Source organism: Halomonas sp. A3H3 (assembly GCF_000982975.1).
Lineage (GTDB): Bacteria > Pseudomonadota > Gammaproteobacteria > Pseudomonadales > Halomonadaceae > Vreelandella > Vreelandella titanicae.
In genome coordinates this window covers 1,127,984-1,143,195 of sequence record NZ_HG423343.1, presented here as the reverse complement: position 1 = coordinate 1,143,195, position 15,212 = coordinate 1,127,984, and the positions used below count along the sequence as shown (strand labels likewise).

Annotated in this window: 18 protein-coding genes; 9 read left to right on the top strand and 9 right to left on the bottom strand. The window is 56.9% G+C overall.

Annotation, left to right across the window (positions count from 1 at the left end; translation table 11 throughout):
* The first annotated feature begins 20 nt into the window (after positions 1 to 20).
* The gene (gene rpoH / locus HALA3H3_RS04985; protein WP_022520210.1) at positions 21 to 887 is read left to right on the top strand and encodes an RNA polymerase sigma factor RpoH; all 867 of its coding nucleotides are present in this window, start codon (positions 21 to 23) and stop codon (positions 885 to 887) included.
* 93 nt (positions 888 to 980) lie between these two features.
* Here rpoH and slmA read toward each other — a convergent pair whose 3' ends face one another.
* From slmA to coaBC, 5 genes are all read right to left on the bottom strand, one after another.
* Positions 981 to 1,589 (bottom strand): nucleoid occlusion factor SlmA, encoded by a 609-nt coding sequence (gene slmA, locus HALA3H3_RS04980; protein WP_022520209.1) that lies wholly within the window; start codon positions 1,587 to 1,589, stop codon positions 981 to 983.
* A gap of 19 nt (positions 1,590 to 1,608) precedes the next feature.
* Entirely contained in the window at positions 1,609 to 2,508 is a 900-nt protein-coding gene (argB, locus tag HALA3H3_RS04975) for an acetylglutamate kinase (RefSeq protein ID WP_007111740.1), read from the bottom strand.
* A gap of 121 nt (positions 2,509 to 2,629) precedes the next feature.
* A complete protein-coding gene (locus HALA3H3_RS04970; protein ID WP_022520208.1) occupies positions 2,630 to 4,027 on the bottom strand; it encodes a phosphomannomutase/phosphoglucomutase in 1,398 nt (465 codons plus the stop codon).
* A 61-nt stretch (positions 4,028 to 4,088) separates the two neighbouring features.
* Positions 4,089 to 4,547 carry a dUTP diphosphatase gene (dut, locus tag HALA3H3_RS04965; RefSeq protein WP_022520207.1) on the bottom strand — a complete coding sequence of 153 codons (459 nt, stop codon included), beginning with the start codon at positions 4,545 to 4,547 and terminating at the stop codon, positions 4,089 to 4,091.
* Entirely contained in the window at positions 4,544 to 5,839 is a 1,296-nt protein-coding gene (gene coaBC, locus HALA3H3_RS04960; protein WP_022520206.1) for a bifunctional phosphopantothenoylcysteine decarboxylase/phosphopantothenate--cysteine ligase CoaBC, read from the bottom strand. Before coaBC ends, dut begins: the two co-directional genes overlap by 4 nt.
* 175 nt (positions 5,840 to 6,014) lie before the next feature.
* On the opposite strand from coaBC, the gene radC reads away from it, so the two are divergent.
* The 7 genes from radC (at position 6,015) to ald (ending at position 11,543) form a co-directional block, all read left to right on the top strand.
* Positions 6,015 to 6,689 (top strand): RadC family protein, encoded by a 675-nt coding sequence (gene radC / locus HALA3H3_RS04955; RefSeq protein WP_009288617.1) that lies wholly within the window; start codon positions 6,015 to 6,017, stop codon positions 6,687 to 6,689.
* A gap of 258 nt (positions 6,690 to 6,947) precedes the next feature.
* Complete coding sequence (rpmB, locus tag HALA3H3_RS04950) at positions 6,948 to 7,184, top strand: 50S ribosomal protein L28 (protein ID WP_022520205.1); 237 nt, start codon at positions 6,948 to 6,950, stop codon at positions 7,182 to 7,184.
* Positions 7,185 to 7,252: 68 nt separating this feature from the next.
* Complete coding sequence (rpmG, locus tag HALA3H3_RS04945; protein ID WP_022520204.1) at positions 7,253 to 7,408, top strand: 50S ribosomal protein L33; 156 nt, start codon at positions 7,253 to 7,255, stop codon at positions 7,406 to 7,408.
* 157 nt (positions 7,409 to 7,565) lie between these two features.
* Complete coding sequence (gene mutM, locus HALA3H3_RS04940; protein ID WP_022520203.1) at positions 7,566 to 8,408, top strand: bifunctional DNA-formamidopyrimidine glycosylase/DNA-(apurinic or apyrimidinic site) lyase; 843 nt, start codon at positions 7,566 to 7,568, stop codon at positions 8,406 to 8,408.
* Positions 8,409 to 8,560: 152 nt separating this feature from the next.
* On the top strand, positions 8,561 to 9,751 hold the full coding sequence (locus tag HALA3H3_RS04935) for a class I SAM-dependent rRNA methyltransferase (RefSeq protein WP_022520202.1): 1,191 nt from the start codon (positions 8,561 to 8,563) through the stop codon (positions 9,749 to 9,751).
* A 64-nt stretch (positions 9,752 to 9,815) separates the two neighbouring features.
* The gene (locus HALA3H3_RS04930) at positions 9,816 to 10,250 is read left to right on the top strand and encodes an acyl-CoA thioesterase (RefSeq protein WP_009288620.1); all 435 of its coding nucleotides are present in this window, start codon (positions 9,816 to 9,818) and stop codon (positions 10,248 to 10,250) included.
* A 174-nt stretch (positions 10,251 to 10,424) separates the two neighbouring features.
* Positions 10,425 to 11,543 carry an alanine dehydrogenase gene (ald, locus tag HALA3H3_RS04925; protein WP_022520201.1) on the top strand — a complete coding sequence of 373 codons (1,119 nt, stop codon included), beginning with the start codon at positions 10,425 to 10,427 and terminating at the stop codon, positions 11,541 to 11,543.
* 60 nt (positions 11,544 to 11,603) lie between these two features.
* On the opposite strand, the gene HALA3H3_RS04920 is transcribed toward ald, so the two are convergent.
* Positions 11,604 to 11,852 carry a SlyX family protein gene (locus HALA3H3_RS04920; RefSeq protein WP_022520200.1) on the bottom strand — a complete coding sequence of 83 codons (249 nt, stop codon included), beginning with the start codon at positions 11,850 to 11,852 and terminating at the stop codon, positions 11,604 to 11,606.
* A gap of 112 nt (positions 11,853 to 11,964) precedes the next feature.
* Between HALA3H3_RS04920 and HALA3H3_RS27595 the strand changes: the two genes are divergently transcribed.
* On the top strand, positions 11,965 to 12,510 hold the full coding sequence (locus tag HALA3H3_RS27595; RefSeq protein ID WP_022520199.1) for a cold-shock protein: 546 nt from the start codon (positions 11,965 to 11,967) through the stop codon (positions 12,508 to 12,510).
* Between the two features lie 78 nt (positions 12,511 to 12,588).
* Here the strand turns inward: HALA3H3_RS27595 and HALA3H3_RS04910 are convergent, their stop codons facing one another.
* The 3 genes from HALA3H3_RS04910 to dapD are packed head-to-tail and all read right to left on the bottom strand — an operon-like array spanning position 12,589 to position 15,159.
* Positions 12,589 to 12,978 carry a hypothetical protein gene (locus HALA3H3_RS04910; protein WP_009288622.1) on the bottom strand — a complete coding sequence of 130 codons (390 nt, stop codon included), beginning with the start codon at positions 12,976 to 12,978 and terminating at the stop codon, positions 12,589 to 12,591.
* Complete coding sequence (gene dapE / locus HALA3H3_RS04905) at positions 12,975 to 14,147, bottom strand: succinyl-diaminopimelate desuccinylase (RefSeq protein WP_022520198.1); 1,173 nt, start codon at positions 14,145 to 14,147, stop codon at positions 12,975 to 12,977. The genes HALA3H3_RS04910 and dapE overlap by 4 nt, the downstream gene beginning before the upstream one ends.
* Positions 14,134 to 15,159 carry a 2,3,4,5-tetrahydropyridine-2,6-dicarboxylate N-succinyltransferase gene (dapD, locus tag HALA3H3_RS04900; RefSeq protein ID WP_009288624.1) on the bottom strand — a complete coding sequence of 342 codons (1,026 nt, stop codon included), beginning with the start codon at positions 15,157 to 15,159 and terminating at the stop codon, positions 14,134 to 14,136. Before dapD ends, dapE begins: the two co-directional genes overlap by 14 nt.
* Positions 15,160 to 15,212 lie beyond the last annotated feature (53 nt).

Genomic DNA, 15,212 nt, shown 5'->3' with positions numbered 1-15,212 from the left:
ACAGGGGAGACCACCTGCACATGAGCACTAGTCTTCTACCGGTGGGGCAGCTTTCGCCCGGCGGCGATCTGGGCGGTTACATCCGCGCAGTCAATGGAATTTCGGTATTAACGGCCGATGAAGAGCGTGAGCTCGCTTATCGCCTCTATGATGAAGGCGATCTGGAAGCCGCTCGTCGTTTGGTACTGTCGCATTTGCGCTTTGTGGTGCATATCGCGCGTAGCTATTCGGGCTATGGGTTGCCCCAAGCGGATTTGATTCAAGAAGGTAACGTTGGCTTGATGAAAGCCGTCAAGCGCTTCGATCCGAACCAGGGCGTTCGTCTGGTTTCGTTTGCCGTGCACTGGATTAAAGCAGAAATTCACGAATTTGTGCTGCGCAACTGGCGGATCGTTAAGATTGCCACGACCAAAGCCCAGCGCAAGCTGTTCTTTAACCTGCGCGGTGCGAAGAAGCGTTTGGCGTGGTTGAACAACGACGAAGTGGACGCCATCGCCAAAGATCTCGACGTTAAGCCCGAGATCGTGCGCGATATGGAAGGGCGCTTGTCGTCTTACGATGCAGGCTATGATGCTCCGGCAGGCGATGATGAAGAGAGCACCTATCAAGCGCCGGTGCACTTCCTGGATGATTCCGCTTCCGACCCTGCCACGCAGTTGGAAGATAGCAACTTCGAGGAAGACTCGACGCGCCGTTTGCAGCTTGCCCTCGAAGGGCTTGATGAGCGCTCGCGGGATATTCTCCAGCGCCGCTGGTTAGCCGATAGCAAAGAGACGCTGCATGATCTGGCCGACGTCTACGGCGTCAGCGCGGAGCGTATTCGCCAGCTCGAAAAAAATGCCATGAAAAAGCTGCGTCAGAAAATGGGTGAGGAAATGGTCGCCTAAGACCACGCTGAATGCACAATTTGTGGCTTTTCAGCATTAAAAAAACCGGCTCCCGTTAAAGGAGCCGGCTTTTTGTGCAGCCAGCACGCGAGCCTAAGCAGGCTGTGCCGTGGCGCGCAGTAAGTGGGCCGACAGCAGCGACCACTGATCTTCCCAATGTTCGGTGGGCAAGCGCTTAAAGTCGCTGCGCACATACTGTGAAATTCGCCCCTCCGCCTGGGCCGCTAACAAATTGGCAGCGGCAGAGGCAGGAATCGTGGGGCGTAGGCCTTCACGCAGTTCGGCTTCGCGCAGAATCTGCTTAAGCTGCATTTCCAGGCGTTCAAACAGCTGGTTGACCCGCTGGCGTAGCCGTGCGGTTTCGCCGGTGAGTACGTCGCCGCCCATCACTCGTGCCAGGCCAGGATTTTTCTCAGCAAAGCCCAGCAGCAGCGCGAGTATGGTGCCGCAGCGGGAGGTGGCGTCGGGAACGTCTTCTAAAATACGCGTGATGCGGGCAAAAATACTCTCTTCGATAAAGTCAATCAGCCCCTCAAACATACGCGCTTTGCTGGGAAAGTGGCGGTAGAGCGCCGCTTCTGAAACTCCTACCTGGCGGGCGAGGGCGGCTGTGGTAATGCGCTTGCCGCTATCTTCCTCGAGCATCAATGCCAGGGCTTGGAGAATTTGCTCGCGGCGGCGAGGTTTTTGATCTTCGCTCATAATGTGGCCTCCGTCGCGGTTAGCTCGCGTCCTTGATTTGAGTACCTACCCCAGCATTGGTGAAAATTTCCAGTAACACCGCGTGGGGGACACGGCCATCAATAATGTGCGAGCTGTTCACGCCGCCCTTCACTGCATCCAGCGCGCAGCGGATTTTGGGCAGCATGCCGCCATAAATCGTGCCATCGGCGATCAGGTCATCCACCTGAGCGGTGCTTAAACCGGTGAGCACTTCACCTTCGGTATTCATTAACCCGGCGACATTGGTGAGTAGCATCAGCTTTTCTGCATTGAGCGCTTCGGCGATCTTTCCTGCTACCAGGTCAGCGTTGATATTGTAGCTGTGGCCTGCGGCGTCGACGCCAATCGGTGCAATCACCGGAATAAAATCACGCGCTGCCAGCATCTCGATAAGCTCGGTTGAGATCGACTCCACTTCGCCCACATGGCCAATATCGATGATCTCGGGCGCCGTCATTTCGGGACTTTGGTGCTCAACTTTGAGCTGGCGGGCACGAATTTGTGAGCCATCTTTACCGGTCAAGCCAATCGCTTTACCGCCGCTTTGATTGATCAGGTTGACGATGCTTTTGTTGACCAAGCCGCCCAGTACCATCTCGACCACGTCCATGGTTTGTGAGTCGGTAACGCGCATGCCGTTGACGAAGCGAGATTCAATGTTGAGCTTTTTGAGCAGGTCTCCGATCTGCGGCCCGCCGCCATGCACCACCACCGGGTTGATGCCGACTTCCTTCATTAACACGATATCGCGGGCAAAGGAGTCGATCAGGGTGCTTTCGGTCATGGCGTTACCGCCATATTTGACCACCACGGTTTTGCCGGAGAACTGCTGAATATACGGGAGGGCTTCGGAAAGCACCTCCACAACGACCTGGGGATCGCGACTGGCTGAACTCATGAGGTTGTCCCTTGCGAACGTTTATTATGCTGCTAACGTTTATGCTGATTAAGTGATGAGGGTCGCGCTTTCTAGGTGGTCGCGATCCCTCCAGCCCCGAGCTATTTAAAGAGCTATCTGTCTACTGGGGGAGCTCAATGTCTGGCGCGACGCGCCGAAGCGCGTCGTTAAAAATTGCTTTGATGCGTGCTAGCGCGGCCTCGTCTTTCCCTTCAAAGCGCATGACCAGTGCAGGCGTGGTGTTCGAGGGGCGGCACAGCCCCCAGCCATCCTGGTAGTCAACGCGAATGCCGTCCAAAGTTGTTTTTATACCTTCGCCGAAGTCGCCCTCGCGAGCAAGCTTATCCACCAGAGAAAATTTGTTATCGTCGCTAACCGCTATATTAATTTCCGGTGTGGCAACGTCTTGAGGGAAGTTGGCAAAAAAAGTATCGGCGTCGTCGGCTTGATTGGCGAGAATCTCTACCAGCCGAGCGGCGGCGTAGAGGCCATCGTCAAAACCATACCAGCGCTCTTGGAAAAAAATATGCCCACTCATCTCGCCACCAAGCTGAGCGCCGGTTTCCTGCATACGCGCCTTGATCATCGAGTGCCCGGTACGCCACATTTCCGGTTCGCCGCCGGCCTCGCTGATCACTTTGACCAAGTTGCCAGTGCACTTAATATCGAAAATAACCTTGGCCCCAGGTTGGCGCGCGAGCATATCGGTGGCAAACACCATCAGCAGGTGGTCGGGATAAATCAGCTTGCCAGTGGGTGTGACAACGCCCAGACGGTCGCCATCACCATCGAAAGCAAGGCCAATGTCGGCCCCGGTTTCGTGCACTTTGCGGATCAGATCCTGGACATTTTCCGGCTTGCCCGGATCAGGGTGGTGATTGGGGAAATGGCCGTCAATTTCCGCAAACAGCGGGATGGTCTCAATACCTAACCGTGCCAGCAGCTGCGGACCGAGTTCCCCGGCAACGCCGTTGCCGCAGTCGACCACGGCTTTTATCGGTCGGTTGATCTTAACGTCGCCTAGAATGCGCGTTAAATAGCGTTCACGAACATCCTGCTGGGTGATACTGCCTTGAGCATTGTCTAAGCTACTGTCTAGGTTGCCGGACTGGATACGTTCAAACAGGGCTGTAATCGCATCACCAGAGAGCGTTTCGCCGCTCAGCACAATTTTAAAGCCGTTATAGTCAGGCGGATTGTGGCTACCGGTGACCATTACGCCTGATTGGGTGCCTTCCAGTATGTGAGTGGCGAAGTAGAGCACCGGGGTGGGCACCATGCCGATATCGATCACATCGCGCCCTGCGGCGTTCAGGCCACGCATCAGCGCTGCCTGCAGCCGAGCGCCTGAAAGGCGACCGTCGCGGGCGACTACCACGCTGGATTCGCCCCGCGCGGCGGCCTCAGAGCCGACAGCACGCCCGATCATTTCTACCGTCTCTTCAGTGAGCGTGTCGTCAACGATACCGCGAATATCGTAGGCGCGAAAAATCGAAGCGGGTACAGACTGTGCGTTCATAGGGCTTCCCAGCTAAATAGACGTTTCCTTAAAAGGGTTCCTAAACAGGCGCGACCACTCGTTACTGACTGCCCGTACTGCCAAACCCGGCGCCGCCCCTTGAGGAGTCTTCAAACGCGTCCACCAAGGAGAGTTCGGCCTGTACCACAGGCACAAGCACGTACTGTGCCAGCCGATCGAAGGGGGTTAGCGTAAACGAGCTCTGACCACGGTTCCAGACCGAAATCATTAATTCGCCCTGGTAATCTGAGTCGATTAAACCCACTAAATTGCCTAGCACGATGCCATGTTTATGCCCCAAACCGGAGCGCGGTAGGATCATGCCTGCCAAACCCGGATCTTCAATATAGATGGCAATGCCGGTGCGTACGAGCTGGCAATCGCCGGGCGCTAATATTAACGGCTCATCCAGCAGGGCGCGCAGATCCATTCCCGCCGAGCCAGCTGTCGCGTAGGCAGGGAGGTAGTCGTGCAAACGCTCATCTAATACTTTGCACTGCAGGCGGGGGCGGGCACTCATGGGAATTCTCCAGATGTTTTCGTAGCGGCTGTTGTGGGTAGTAGGGCGAGCGCTTGACGGATGATGGTGGTGGCCAGCTGTGTCTTCGGCTGTGCAACTTCTGAGCGGCTCTCGACGCCTTGAGGGGTGCGCCAGAGTATCCAGGCGGCGTTCTGGTCGCTGCCAAAGCCCAGGCCAGCCTGGGAGACGTCGTTGGCGACGATCATATCCAGCCCTTTGCGCTGTAATTTATCCCGTGCGTAACGCTCAACCTCCTGGGTTTCGGCGGCAAAGCCGATCACCAGCGGGCGCTGTTTGGCGGGCAGTGCCGCGACGCCGGCGATGATATCGGGATTTTTAACCAGGGTCAGGGTGAGTGTGTCGCTATCATCCTGCTTTTTGAGCTTATGCTCGGCAGGGGCTGCCGCGCGATAGTCGGCGACAGCCGCGCAGCCGATAAACAGCGCCGCTTGAGGCGCTAGCCGCTGAGCTTCAGCGTGCATCTGCTCGGCTGACTCAACGTCAATTCGCGTCACGCCCTGGGGAGTGGGTAGGTCAACCGGCCCACTGATCAGCGTCACCTTGGCCCCTTCAGCTACCGCGGCTGCGGCCAGGGAAAAGCCCATTTTCCCCGAGCTGTGATTGGAGATGTAGCGCACGGGATCCAGTGGCTCACGGGTAGGGCCAGCGGTGATCACAATATGGGGTGCATGTGAGTGAGGTGCTGTGGTGATAGGGGCAGCAAACAGCGCCGTAACCGCGCTAAAAATCTCTTCAGGCTCGCTCATGCGGCCTGGCCCCACATCGCCACAGGCCTGGTCACCGGCGGCGGGGCCTATGAGCTGCCAACCGTCATGCTCAAGCTGCGCTACGTTACGCTGGGTGGCGGGGTGGCGCCACATAGCCTGGTTCATCGCCGGGGCAATCAGTTTGGGCGCTTCTGAGGCCAGGCAGAGCGTAGTGAGCAGGTCGTCGGCCATACCGTGCACCAAACGAGCGATAAGGTCGGCAGTCGCCGGAGCGATCAGCACTATATCCGCCCAGCGGGCCAGCTCAATATGGCCCATGCCCGCCTCGGCTTCGGGGTCGAGTAAAGAGGTGCGCACAGGCTCGCCGGAGAGCGCCTGCAGCGTGAGCGGGGTAATAAAGGCCTGGGCCCCGTCGGTCATCACCACGCGCACCTCGCAGCCCACCTGCTTGAGCAGGCGCACAAGCAACGCGCTTTTGTAGGCAGCGATACCCGCACTAACGCCGAGCAGTACGCGTTTGCCGGCGAGCGTCGACGCGCTTGTCGAGTTAACAGCAGAGGCCATGGTCAGTGATCCATATCCGCGTTCGTAAGGAGGCTTACCATACCATTGGCACCAACAATTTGGCATATTGAGCACAAACAAGGTTAAGCTAGGTTTAATGAGGCTTATGGCTGTAAAGCTATGCGTGTTGAGGCTGGCTTCGATCGACAAAGATGGGCAGCGCGGGTGAGGTGCGATGGGAATTAATCACTGGCCGGAAGGTGAGCGGCCCCGGGAAAAGCTATTAAATACTGGCGCTCAGGCGCTCTCAGATGCCGAGTTGCTGGCAATTTTTTTGCGTGTTGGCGTACAGGGTCGTTCGGCGGTCGATTTAGCGCGGGATTTACTCAGCAGTTTCGGTGGTTTGCGCCAACTGCTAGAGGCCGATCAGGAAAGCTTCTGTGCTGCCCGTGGGTTAGGTAGCGCCAAGTACGCTCAGCTCCAGGCGACGCTTGAGCTGTCGCGGCGCCATTTAGCCAGCCAGTTGGCGCGGGGCAATGCGCTAACATCGCCTGCCTTGGTGCGCCACTACCTGAGTTCGCAGCTACGCCATTTAGGGCATGAGGAGTTTGCGGTGCTTTTTTTGGATACTCAGCACCGAATTATTCGCTATGAATCGCTGTTTCGCGGTACCCTAGACAGCGCATCCGTTTACCCCCGCGAAGTTGCCAAGCGCGCATTAGAGCTGAGCGCTGGCGCCGTTATCCTGGCGCATAACCACCCTTCTGGTGTGGCAGAGCCAAGCGATGCTGATCGACGTATCACGGAACGCCTCAAAGAGGCGCTGGTACTTTTTGACGTGCGCGTGCTGGATCATTTCGTGGTGGGGGATGGAGAAGTGATCTCTTTTGCCGAGCGCGGCTGGCTATAAGCAGTATAAGAATGCACTGTTCTATGCCGTTTTGATTAAGTAAAATGAGCAAAAAAGGGCTTTTCCAGCCTTTTTTGTGGGTTTTGCTTGCTGTAAGTCGGGTGCTCTGGTATAAAGTGCCACCTTTAAACTTGGGTTGAATAACGGATTTGGATAAAGCTTGGCGGTTAACGGCGTCGACACCTTCCCTGCTCCGGTTTGCCCGACAGTTTTGAACACTCAGGTTATTATATCCTGGCCAAGCAGTTGGAGGCTCTAATGTCCAAAGTATGTCAGGTTACCGGCAAGCGTCCGGTAACTGGAAATAACGTTTCACACTCCCAGCGTAAGACACGTCGTCGTTTCTTGCCGAACCTGCACACCCATCGTTTTTGGGTTGAGTCTGAGAACCGCTTCGTCAAGCTGCGCGTTTCCACTAAAGGAATGCGCATCATCGACAAGAAAGGTATCGACACAGTTTTGGTTGCTATTCGTAAGCGTGGCGACGCTATCTAAGCCAGCTTTATTATACAAAGCCCTTTGGGCCAGGTATTTTGGGCCAAGCATTTTGGGAGAGTTAAACCATGCGCGATAAAATCAAGTTGGTGTCCAGTGCCGGAACAGGCCACTTCTACACCACTGATAAGAACAAGCGGAACACTCCGGATAAATTCGAATTCAAGAAATTCGACCCGGTCATCCGTAAGCACGTGATCTACAAGGAAGCCAAGATCAAGTAATCGCTTTTGCGATGTTGATCAGCTTCCACTGCAGGCGAGCGCCTGTTCAAAAACCCGGCCTCAAGCCGGGTTTTTGCATGCATGTCTTTCGTGTGTCGCATGCTTCGCTAAACCACCTTCATTAGGCTGTCACTACAGGCAGGTACGATGTCTAAATATGCCCGAACTTCCTGAAGTTGAAACCACCCGACGCGGGATTGCTCCCTATATTGAAGGCCAGGAAGTCACCGAAGTGCTGGTGCGTCAGCCGCGGCTGCGTGTGCCTGTGCCCGATGATCTGGCCGAGCGGTTGGTAGGTGCGCGCATTGGGGGGTTGATGCGGCGGGCAAAATACCTGCAGATTCCTATCCAGGCTGGCGGCGCGCTTGAAGGTGACGCTAGCGCGACGCTGCTCTGGCACTTGGGTATGTCGGGCAGTCTGCGGATTGCCCGGGTGGGGGATTTGCCTAAAAAGCATGACCACGTGGACGTGGTGACTGCCAGCGGCTATGTGCTGCGCTATCACGATCCCCGTCGGTTTGGCTTTGTGGATTGGCAGGCCGCAGACGCAGCGCAGGATAAACGGCTTGCTCACTTGGGCCCTGAGCCGCTGTCTGATGCGTTTAACGGCAAATGGCTCTACACGCTCTCGCGCAACAAGCGCGTGGCAGTAAAACCGTTTCTGATGGATAACCAGGTGGTTGTTGGTGCCGGGAATATCTACGCGGCAGAGGCGCTATTTATGGCCGGCATTGATCCCCGCCGTGCGGCGGGGAGAGTTTCCCGTGCTCGCTATGACGCCTTGGCCCTGGCCGTGAAAGACGTGCTGGCGGCGGCAATTACCCAAGGTGGCACCACGCTGCGGGACTTTGTCAGTGGCCAGGGTGAGCCCGGCTACTTTGCCCAACGCCTTAATGTTTATGGCCGCCACGGCCAACCCTGTTTGCGCTGTGGCGCTGAGCTTCGGCGCATTACGCTTGGCCAGCGTGCTAGTGTGTTCTGCCCCGGCTGCCAGCGCTAATGGCTACCTATCAGTGCTACTGTTTTATTTAAGTATTGCTTTGCCTCATCTTTTGCCTTGTCTGAGTTTTTAAAACACGGGTTTTTAAGCCCAGGTTTTAAGACACAGGTTTTTAAGGCAAGGTTTTAAAGACAAAATTTTTGGAGATTGCTGTGACCCAACGCCTGCGCCTGAATAAAAATGCCGACCGCCGTCTTAAAGCGGGCCATCTTTGGATCTACTCCAATGAGGTGGATATCAAAGAGACGCCGCTGAAAAACTTTGCGGCAGGCGAAACCGCACTGGTAGAAGCCTCCAATGGCAAAGTAATGGCCGTCGCGTATGTAAACCCTCATTCGTTAATTGCTGCCCGGATAATGTCTCGTGACCCCGAGATGCGCTTGGATCGTTCGCTGTTTGTACACCGCTTTAATCAAGCGTTGGCACTGCGTCAGCGCCTTTATGCGCAGCCGTTCTACCGCTTGATCCACGGCGAAGGCGACCTGTTGCCAGGTTTGGTGATCGATCGTTTTGGTGATGTCCTCGTCGTGCAGCTCAATACCGCGGGTATGCAGGCGCTGGCGGATGAAATTGTCGACGCGCTGGAAAAAGTCATCAAACCGGAGGTGATCGTCTTCCGTAACGATACTGGCGGCCGTCGTCAGGAAGGTCTTGAGGCCCACGTTGACGTCATCAAAGGTACGCTGCCTGACGAAGTGGTGCTCGAAGAGAACGGCGCTCACTTTGTGGTGCCGGTGCTGAACGGTCAGAAGACCGGCTGGTTCTTTGATCACCGGGTTAATCGCGAGTGGATCAATCGCAATGTGGAAGGTAAGCGCGTGCTGGACGTATTCAGCTACGTAGGCGGTTGGGGCGTCCAGGCGGCTGTTCATGGCGCGAAAGAGGTGATGTGCCTGGACTCTTCAGGCCCGGCGCTGGCTCAAGTGGCGCGCAACGCCGAGCTGAATGGCGTGCAGGAGAAGGTAGCGGTTAGTGAGGGAGATGCATTTGAAGCGTTAGCAGCGTTGAAGGCAGAGGGCGAGGAGTTTGACGTGGTCATTCTTGACCCGCCAGCGTTTATCAAAAAGCGCAAGGACATTCCCAACGGTGAGCGTGCCTACGCCCGCTTGAACCGCGAGGCCATGCGCCTGCTGGGTCGCGATGGTCTGCTGTTGTCTGCGTCCTGCTCCATGCACCTGGCGCCCGAGCGGCTAATGGACGTAGTGCGTGGTGCGGTTCGCCACCAGGATCGTCACGGGCAGGTGATTTTCCAAGGCCACCAAGGGCCTGATCACCCGGTGCATCCGGCTATCCCTGAAACGTCTTACCTGAAGGCGCTGGGTGTGCGTGTGTTCCGCGACTAGTTCAGGTAGCTAGAGTTCAGAGAAGTCAGCGTGTAGGGGAGTAAAGGTACACAGGAGTTAGCCGATGGAGTGGGCGCTGCCCGATCCTTTTGTGATCGATATCCGCGTGGCCGATGAGGCGATCGATGCTTATCAGCACGTCAACAACAGTGAATACCTGCGCTGGGTTGAGCAGATTAGCTGGGCTCACTCGGTCGCGCTCGGCCTCTCTCTTGAGCGTTACCGAGAGCTTGATCGGGCCATGGTGGTTCACCGCCACGAGCTGGATTACCTGGCGCCTGCCTTTGCAGGTGATGAGCTACAGCTGGCTACCTGGATTGTCGATTGTGACGAGCGCTTTAGTTTGACCCGCCGTTTTCAGCTGGTGCGAGTCAAAGACGCTAAAACGTTGCTTTACGCCCGTACACGCTTTGCCTGCGTGGCGCTTTCAACAGGGCGGCCCAAGCGCCTGCCCGAGGAGTATCGGCGTATCTACGGCGGCGCAGTTATTGTGGAGTGACGTAGAATGAAGTGGATTTTTTCGTGCAGAACCGGCAATCGCTAGATTTTTCTCCTAAAAAACGCCTTAACCGGCGTTTTTTTTGTTTTTTGTTTCTGGGGTGGTGGTCAACGTTAGCTGTGCTGTAATTTGCTTAACAACATGACTGACCTTTAAAAGCACAGGAAAAATCCAATGAAAATTGCTGTCCCCAAAGAGATCAAAAATCACGAGTATCGCGTGGCCTTAACCCCTGCCGGCGCACGGGAATTAGCCGGGCGCGGCCATCAGGTGAGCATTCAGGCCGGTGCCGGAGAAGGTGCAGGCTTTAGCGATGCTGATTTTCAAGCCGCCGGCGCACAAATAGAAGCGGATGTGGACACTTTGTGGCGCAACGCTGAGCTGATCCTCAAGGTGAAAGAGCCGCAGCCGGACGAAGTGGCGCGACTCACCCCACAGCATACGCTGTTCACCTATCTGCACCTGGCCGCTGAAGAGTCCCTTACCCGTGGGCTGATGGAGAGCGGAGCCACCTGTATCGCCTATGAAACCATTACCGATACCCGCGGTGGCCTGCCGCTGCTGGCGCCTATGAGCACCGTAGCGGGACGAATGGCGGTGCAAGCGGGAGCCCATAGCCTGGAGAAGGCCCAGGGCGGTGCGGGCGTGCTGCTGCCCGGTGTGCCGGGTGTGGCGCCAGGTAAGGTAACCGTGATTGGGGGTGGCGTGGTAGGCGAAAACGCTGCGCGCATGGCGTTAGGGTTAGGCGCGGAAGTTACCATTCTGGATAAGTCGTTAGCGCGGCTTGAAGTGCTGGATGACCGTTACCAGGGGCGCATTAAAACCGTTTACTCCACCGCAGACGCGCTGGAAACGGCCACCCGTGAGTCTGACATGATCATTGGCGCGGTGCTGGTGCCCGGCGCCGCTGCGCCAAAACTAATCACTCGCAGTATGCTGTCTGATATGAAGCCTGGCAGTGTACTGGTCGATGTTGCCATCGATCAGGGCGGCTGTTTTGAAACCAGCAAGCCCACCACCCATGCCGAACCGACCTATATCGTCGATGGGGTGGTGCACTACTGTGTGGCCAATATGCCCGGCGCGGTAGCACGTACGTCCACCCAGGGGCTGACCAACGCCACGCTGCCCTTTGTACTCGCCCTGGCAGATAAGGGCTGGCAGCAGGCGCTGCATGACGACCCACACTTTCTCCCGGGCCTTAACGTGCACGCGGGGCAAGTCACCTACCAGGCCGTAGCGGATGCCTTTGGGCTGGAAAGTATCGACCCTGCGAGCGTTGTTGGCAGCTAAACTGTTGAAAGCTAGCTGTCGGCGGCTAATTAATTAGTCGCATCCGGGGCTGGCGTTAGTTCAGTAGTGGGGCGGAAGTTCATCCTCGGGGCGCTGGCCGCCCTGGGGTTCGCTTGCCTGGAGTGCCTGGTGCTGCTCACGCAGGCGTTCGCGCATTAGGCCGCTGAGCTGCTCCAGTTTCTCCAGGCGGCGCTCCTGTTGTACCACCGCTTGATCCAGGGTATCCAGCCAATGCTCTTGATGGGCTATGCGACTCTCTAAAGATTCAAGACGTTGAGCTAGGTCAACAGGCGATAATTCATGTGTCATGATAACATTGCAGCCTTATGTAGTAGTATGCCGGTGCTATTGGGAATGGGCCTGATAGTGCGGGTATTGTCCTTCGTCTGTTACCCATACAACAAGAGAGCTTTTTTTTTCTATGAACCCAAAAGTTGTGTTTCGCTGTTTCTTAATCAGTGTATTACTTGCCGCCCCCACGCCACTTTTGCTGGCGGGGATTGTTCATTTAACCGATAGTGCCCTCGCCGAGCTGTGGATGGCCGAGTTGGCAATCAGTGGAGTTAGCGGTGTCTATATCGCCGTTGCGATAGGTAGTTTTATTGTTCTGTGTATTGGCACATTAGCGTCTGCCGCTTTTGCGCCCTCGATCGTGGTGGCGTCCGATGCTGTGGTTCGTCCCAAGCCAGCAACGCGCCAACCCCAAGCGGCTGCACCGTTGGACGATGATGAGGAGGAAGACATCATCGATCCTAACGATGGCCGCGAAGAGGGTGAAGTAAAGTGGTTCAATACCAACAAAGGCTACGGTTTTATTACCCGCGATAATGGCGAAGATGTGTTTGTACACTTCCGTGCCATTCGTGGTCGTGGCCCGCGTATGTTGGCAGAAGGCCAAATCGTGCGTTATCACGTGATTAAAAATGAGCGTGGTTTGCAGGCCGACGATGTCAGTATTATTGAGTGAGCCCAACGGCTAGTTAAATTGATCGTTGGATAGTAACGACCCCGCTTCGGCGGGGTCGTTTACGTTTAAAGCGCTCGATTAACGCCCTGAATCGGGCCACTCTATTGCCCCTTCTTTGCCACCGGGCAACACTTGCCAGAAGCGGTCAGGGTCATCACCGGGGTGCCAGCCACCCAGTGAGCAACGTATTTCGGTTTGCAACGCTTCCGCGGCCTGTTGGGCACACTCTTGGTCGGTCATCCACGGCGTGTGGTTGCTATCAAACCATAGGCTGGCAAAGCCATCAGCGGCTTTGTCTACCAGCAATACCGGCACGCAGTCACCCTGGTATTGGCCGCGGGTTTGCCATTTACCTTTGCCTGCGGGGCTCAGCGGTGGCGCGATTAGTGCACTTTTCAACCACTCATTGAGCGCATCAAGCGACACGCTGGCTAGGTAAATCTCTATATCGGGGTAACGCTCCATCATAGGTTTACCTCACCGGAGAAGAGTAGCGCTTGCAGCGTCGCTTCGTAAATCCGGCTTAAGTCGTCCAGATCGCTGGCGCGAACGCGCTCATTGACCTTGTGGATGGTGTCGTTGAGCGGGCCTAGCTCGACCACTTGAGCGCCAAGGGTGGCGATAAAGCGGCCATCCGAGGTGCCGCCGCTGGTAGAGAGCGCCGGGCGCTCGCCGGTCACCGCTTCAACGCCTTTAATGGCGGCGTCAACCAGCGCGCCTTCCGCGGTTAAAAACGGCTCGCCGTTGAGCGTCCAGTCTATCTGATATTCCAATCCATGCTGGTCGAGAATGGTTTCCGTGCGCGCTTTGAGCTCATCAGAGGTCACCTCGGTGGAGAAGCGAAAGTTAAACACCACTTCCACGTCGCCGGGGATCACGTTGGTCGCCCCGGTGCCTGCGCGCAGATTGGAAATCTGAAAGCTGGTGGCGGGAAAAAAGTCGTTGCCCGCGTCCCAGTGCTCGTTGACCAGCGCATCCAGCGCTGGCATGGCCTGGTGGATGGGATTGCGCGCTAAATGCGGATAGGCCACGTGACCCTGCACGCCTTTAATGTGCAGCGTGGCGCCCAGTGAGCCGCGACGACCGTTTTTGATCACATCGCCCAGGCGCGTGGTCGAGGATGGTTCGCCGACAATGCAGTAGTCGAGCCGTTCATTACGCTCGCGCAGGTGCTCGACCACCGCGCGAGTGCCGTCGACTGCCGGGCCCTCTTCATCGGAGGTAATCAGAAAGGCAATACGGCCATCGTGATTCGGGTGGTTGGCCACAAAGCGCTCAACGGCGGTCAGCATTGAGGCCAAGCTGCCTTTCATATCCGCCGCGCCACGTCCGCACAGCATACCCTCATCATCAATGCAGGGCTCAAACGGTGGGTACTGCCAGTTGGTATAGGGGCCGCTGGGCACCACGTCGGTGTGGCCGGCAAAGGCCACCACCGGGCCGTGATGGCCGCGAACCGCCCAGAAATTCTTTACGTCGCCAAACGGTAGCCGCTCAATATGAAAACCGAGCGCTGCTAAGCGCTCGATCATGAGTTCCTGGCAGCCCTCGTCGTCCGGCGTTACCGAGGCCCGGCTGAGCAGCTCAAAGGCGAGCGTGAGCGTCGGCGACAGTCCTTCAGATTCAGTTGTGGGCATGCAGCGCCTCGTTCAGGGCGATAGCACTTTTATTGGTCAAGCACTCAATGCGGCCATTCTGGGAGTTGCGGCGCCATAGCTGATCGTCTTGCCCGGCCAGCTCGCGGGCGGCAACGGTGTTCACTTCCTGGCCCTGATCATCCAGTAAGGTCACTTTGGAGCCAGCGGTGATATACAGCCCTGCTTCTACCGTGCAGCGGTCACCCAGGGGAATGCCGATGCCTGCGTTGGCGCCGATCAAGCAGCCTTCCCCGACCTTAATGACGATATTGCCACCGCCAGAGAGAGTGCCCATGGTGGAGCAGCCGCCGCCCAAGTCGGAGCCTTTGCCGACCATCACGCCGGCTGAGATGCGACCTTCGATCATGCCGGGGCCTTCGGCGCCCGCATTGAAGTTGACAAAGCCTTCGTGCATGACGGTAGTGCCTTCGCCTAGGTAAGCGCCCAGACGTACGCGGGCGGTGTCGGCAATGCGGATACCGGTAGGCACCACGTAGTCAGTCATTTTGGGGAATTTATCGACACAGTCGACGGACAGCGCGCGGCCCGCCATACGTGCCTTCAAGCGGCGCGTAGGCAGCTCTTCAATGTCGATGGCGCCTTCGTTGGTCCAGGCAATATTGCGCAGAAGGCCAAACATGCCGGTGAGATCAAGACCGTGAGGTTTGACCAAGCGGTGGGACAGCAGATGCAGCTTTAAATACACCTCTGGCGCGGTTTGTGGCGCTTCGTCGCTCTCCAGGAACATCGCGACCAGGGGGCGCTGGCTGGCAGAGAGCGCTTCGGCAAGCTCTGCCTGGGCGGAGTGCCCCGCGGCTTCTAACGCTTTAGCCAGGCGTGTGCAGTCTTCGGGCAAAAAGCTGATGGCGGCGTTGCCTTGGGGGGCATCCAGAGCTTGTTTGGCGGCTTCCACCAGGCTGGCGGGTGGGTTGAGCAGCGGCGCCGGGTAGTAGATTTCCAGCCAGTCGCCCTGGGTGTTTTGGGTGCCGATTCCAAGCGCAAAGCTCAGCATAAGAAGGTGTCCTGTAGTGATAAATAGTGAAGAAAAGCAGGCAAAGCCAAGGT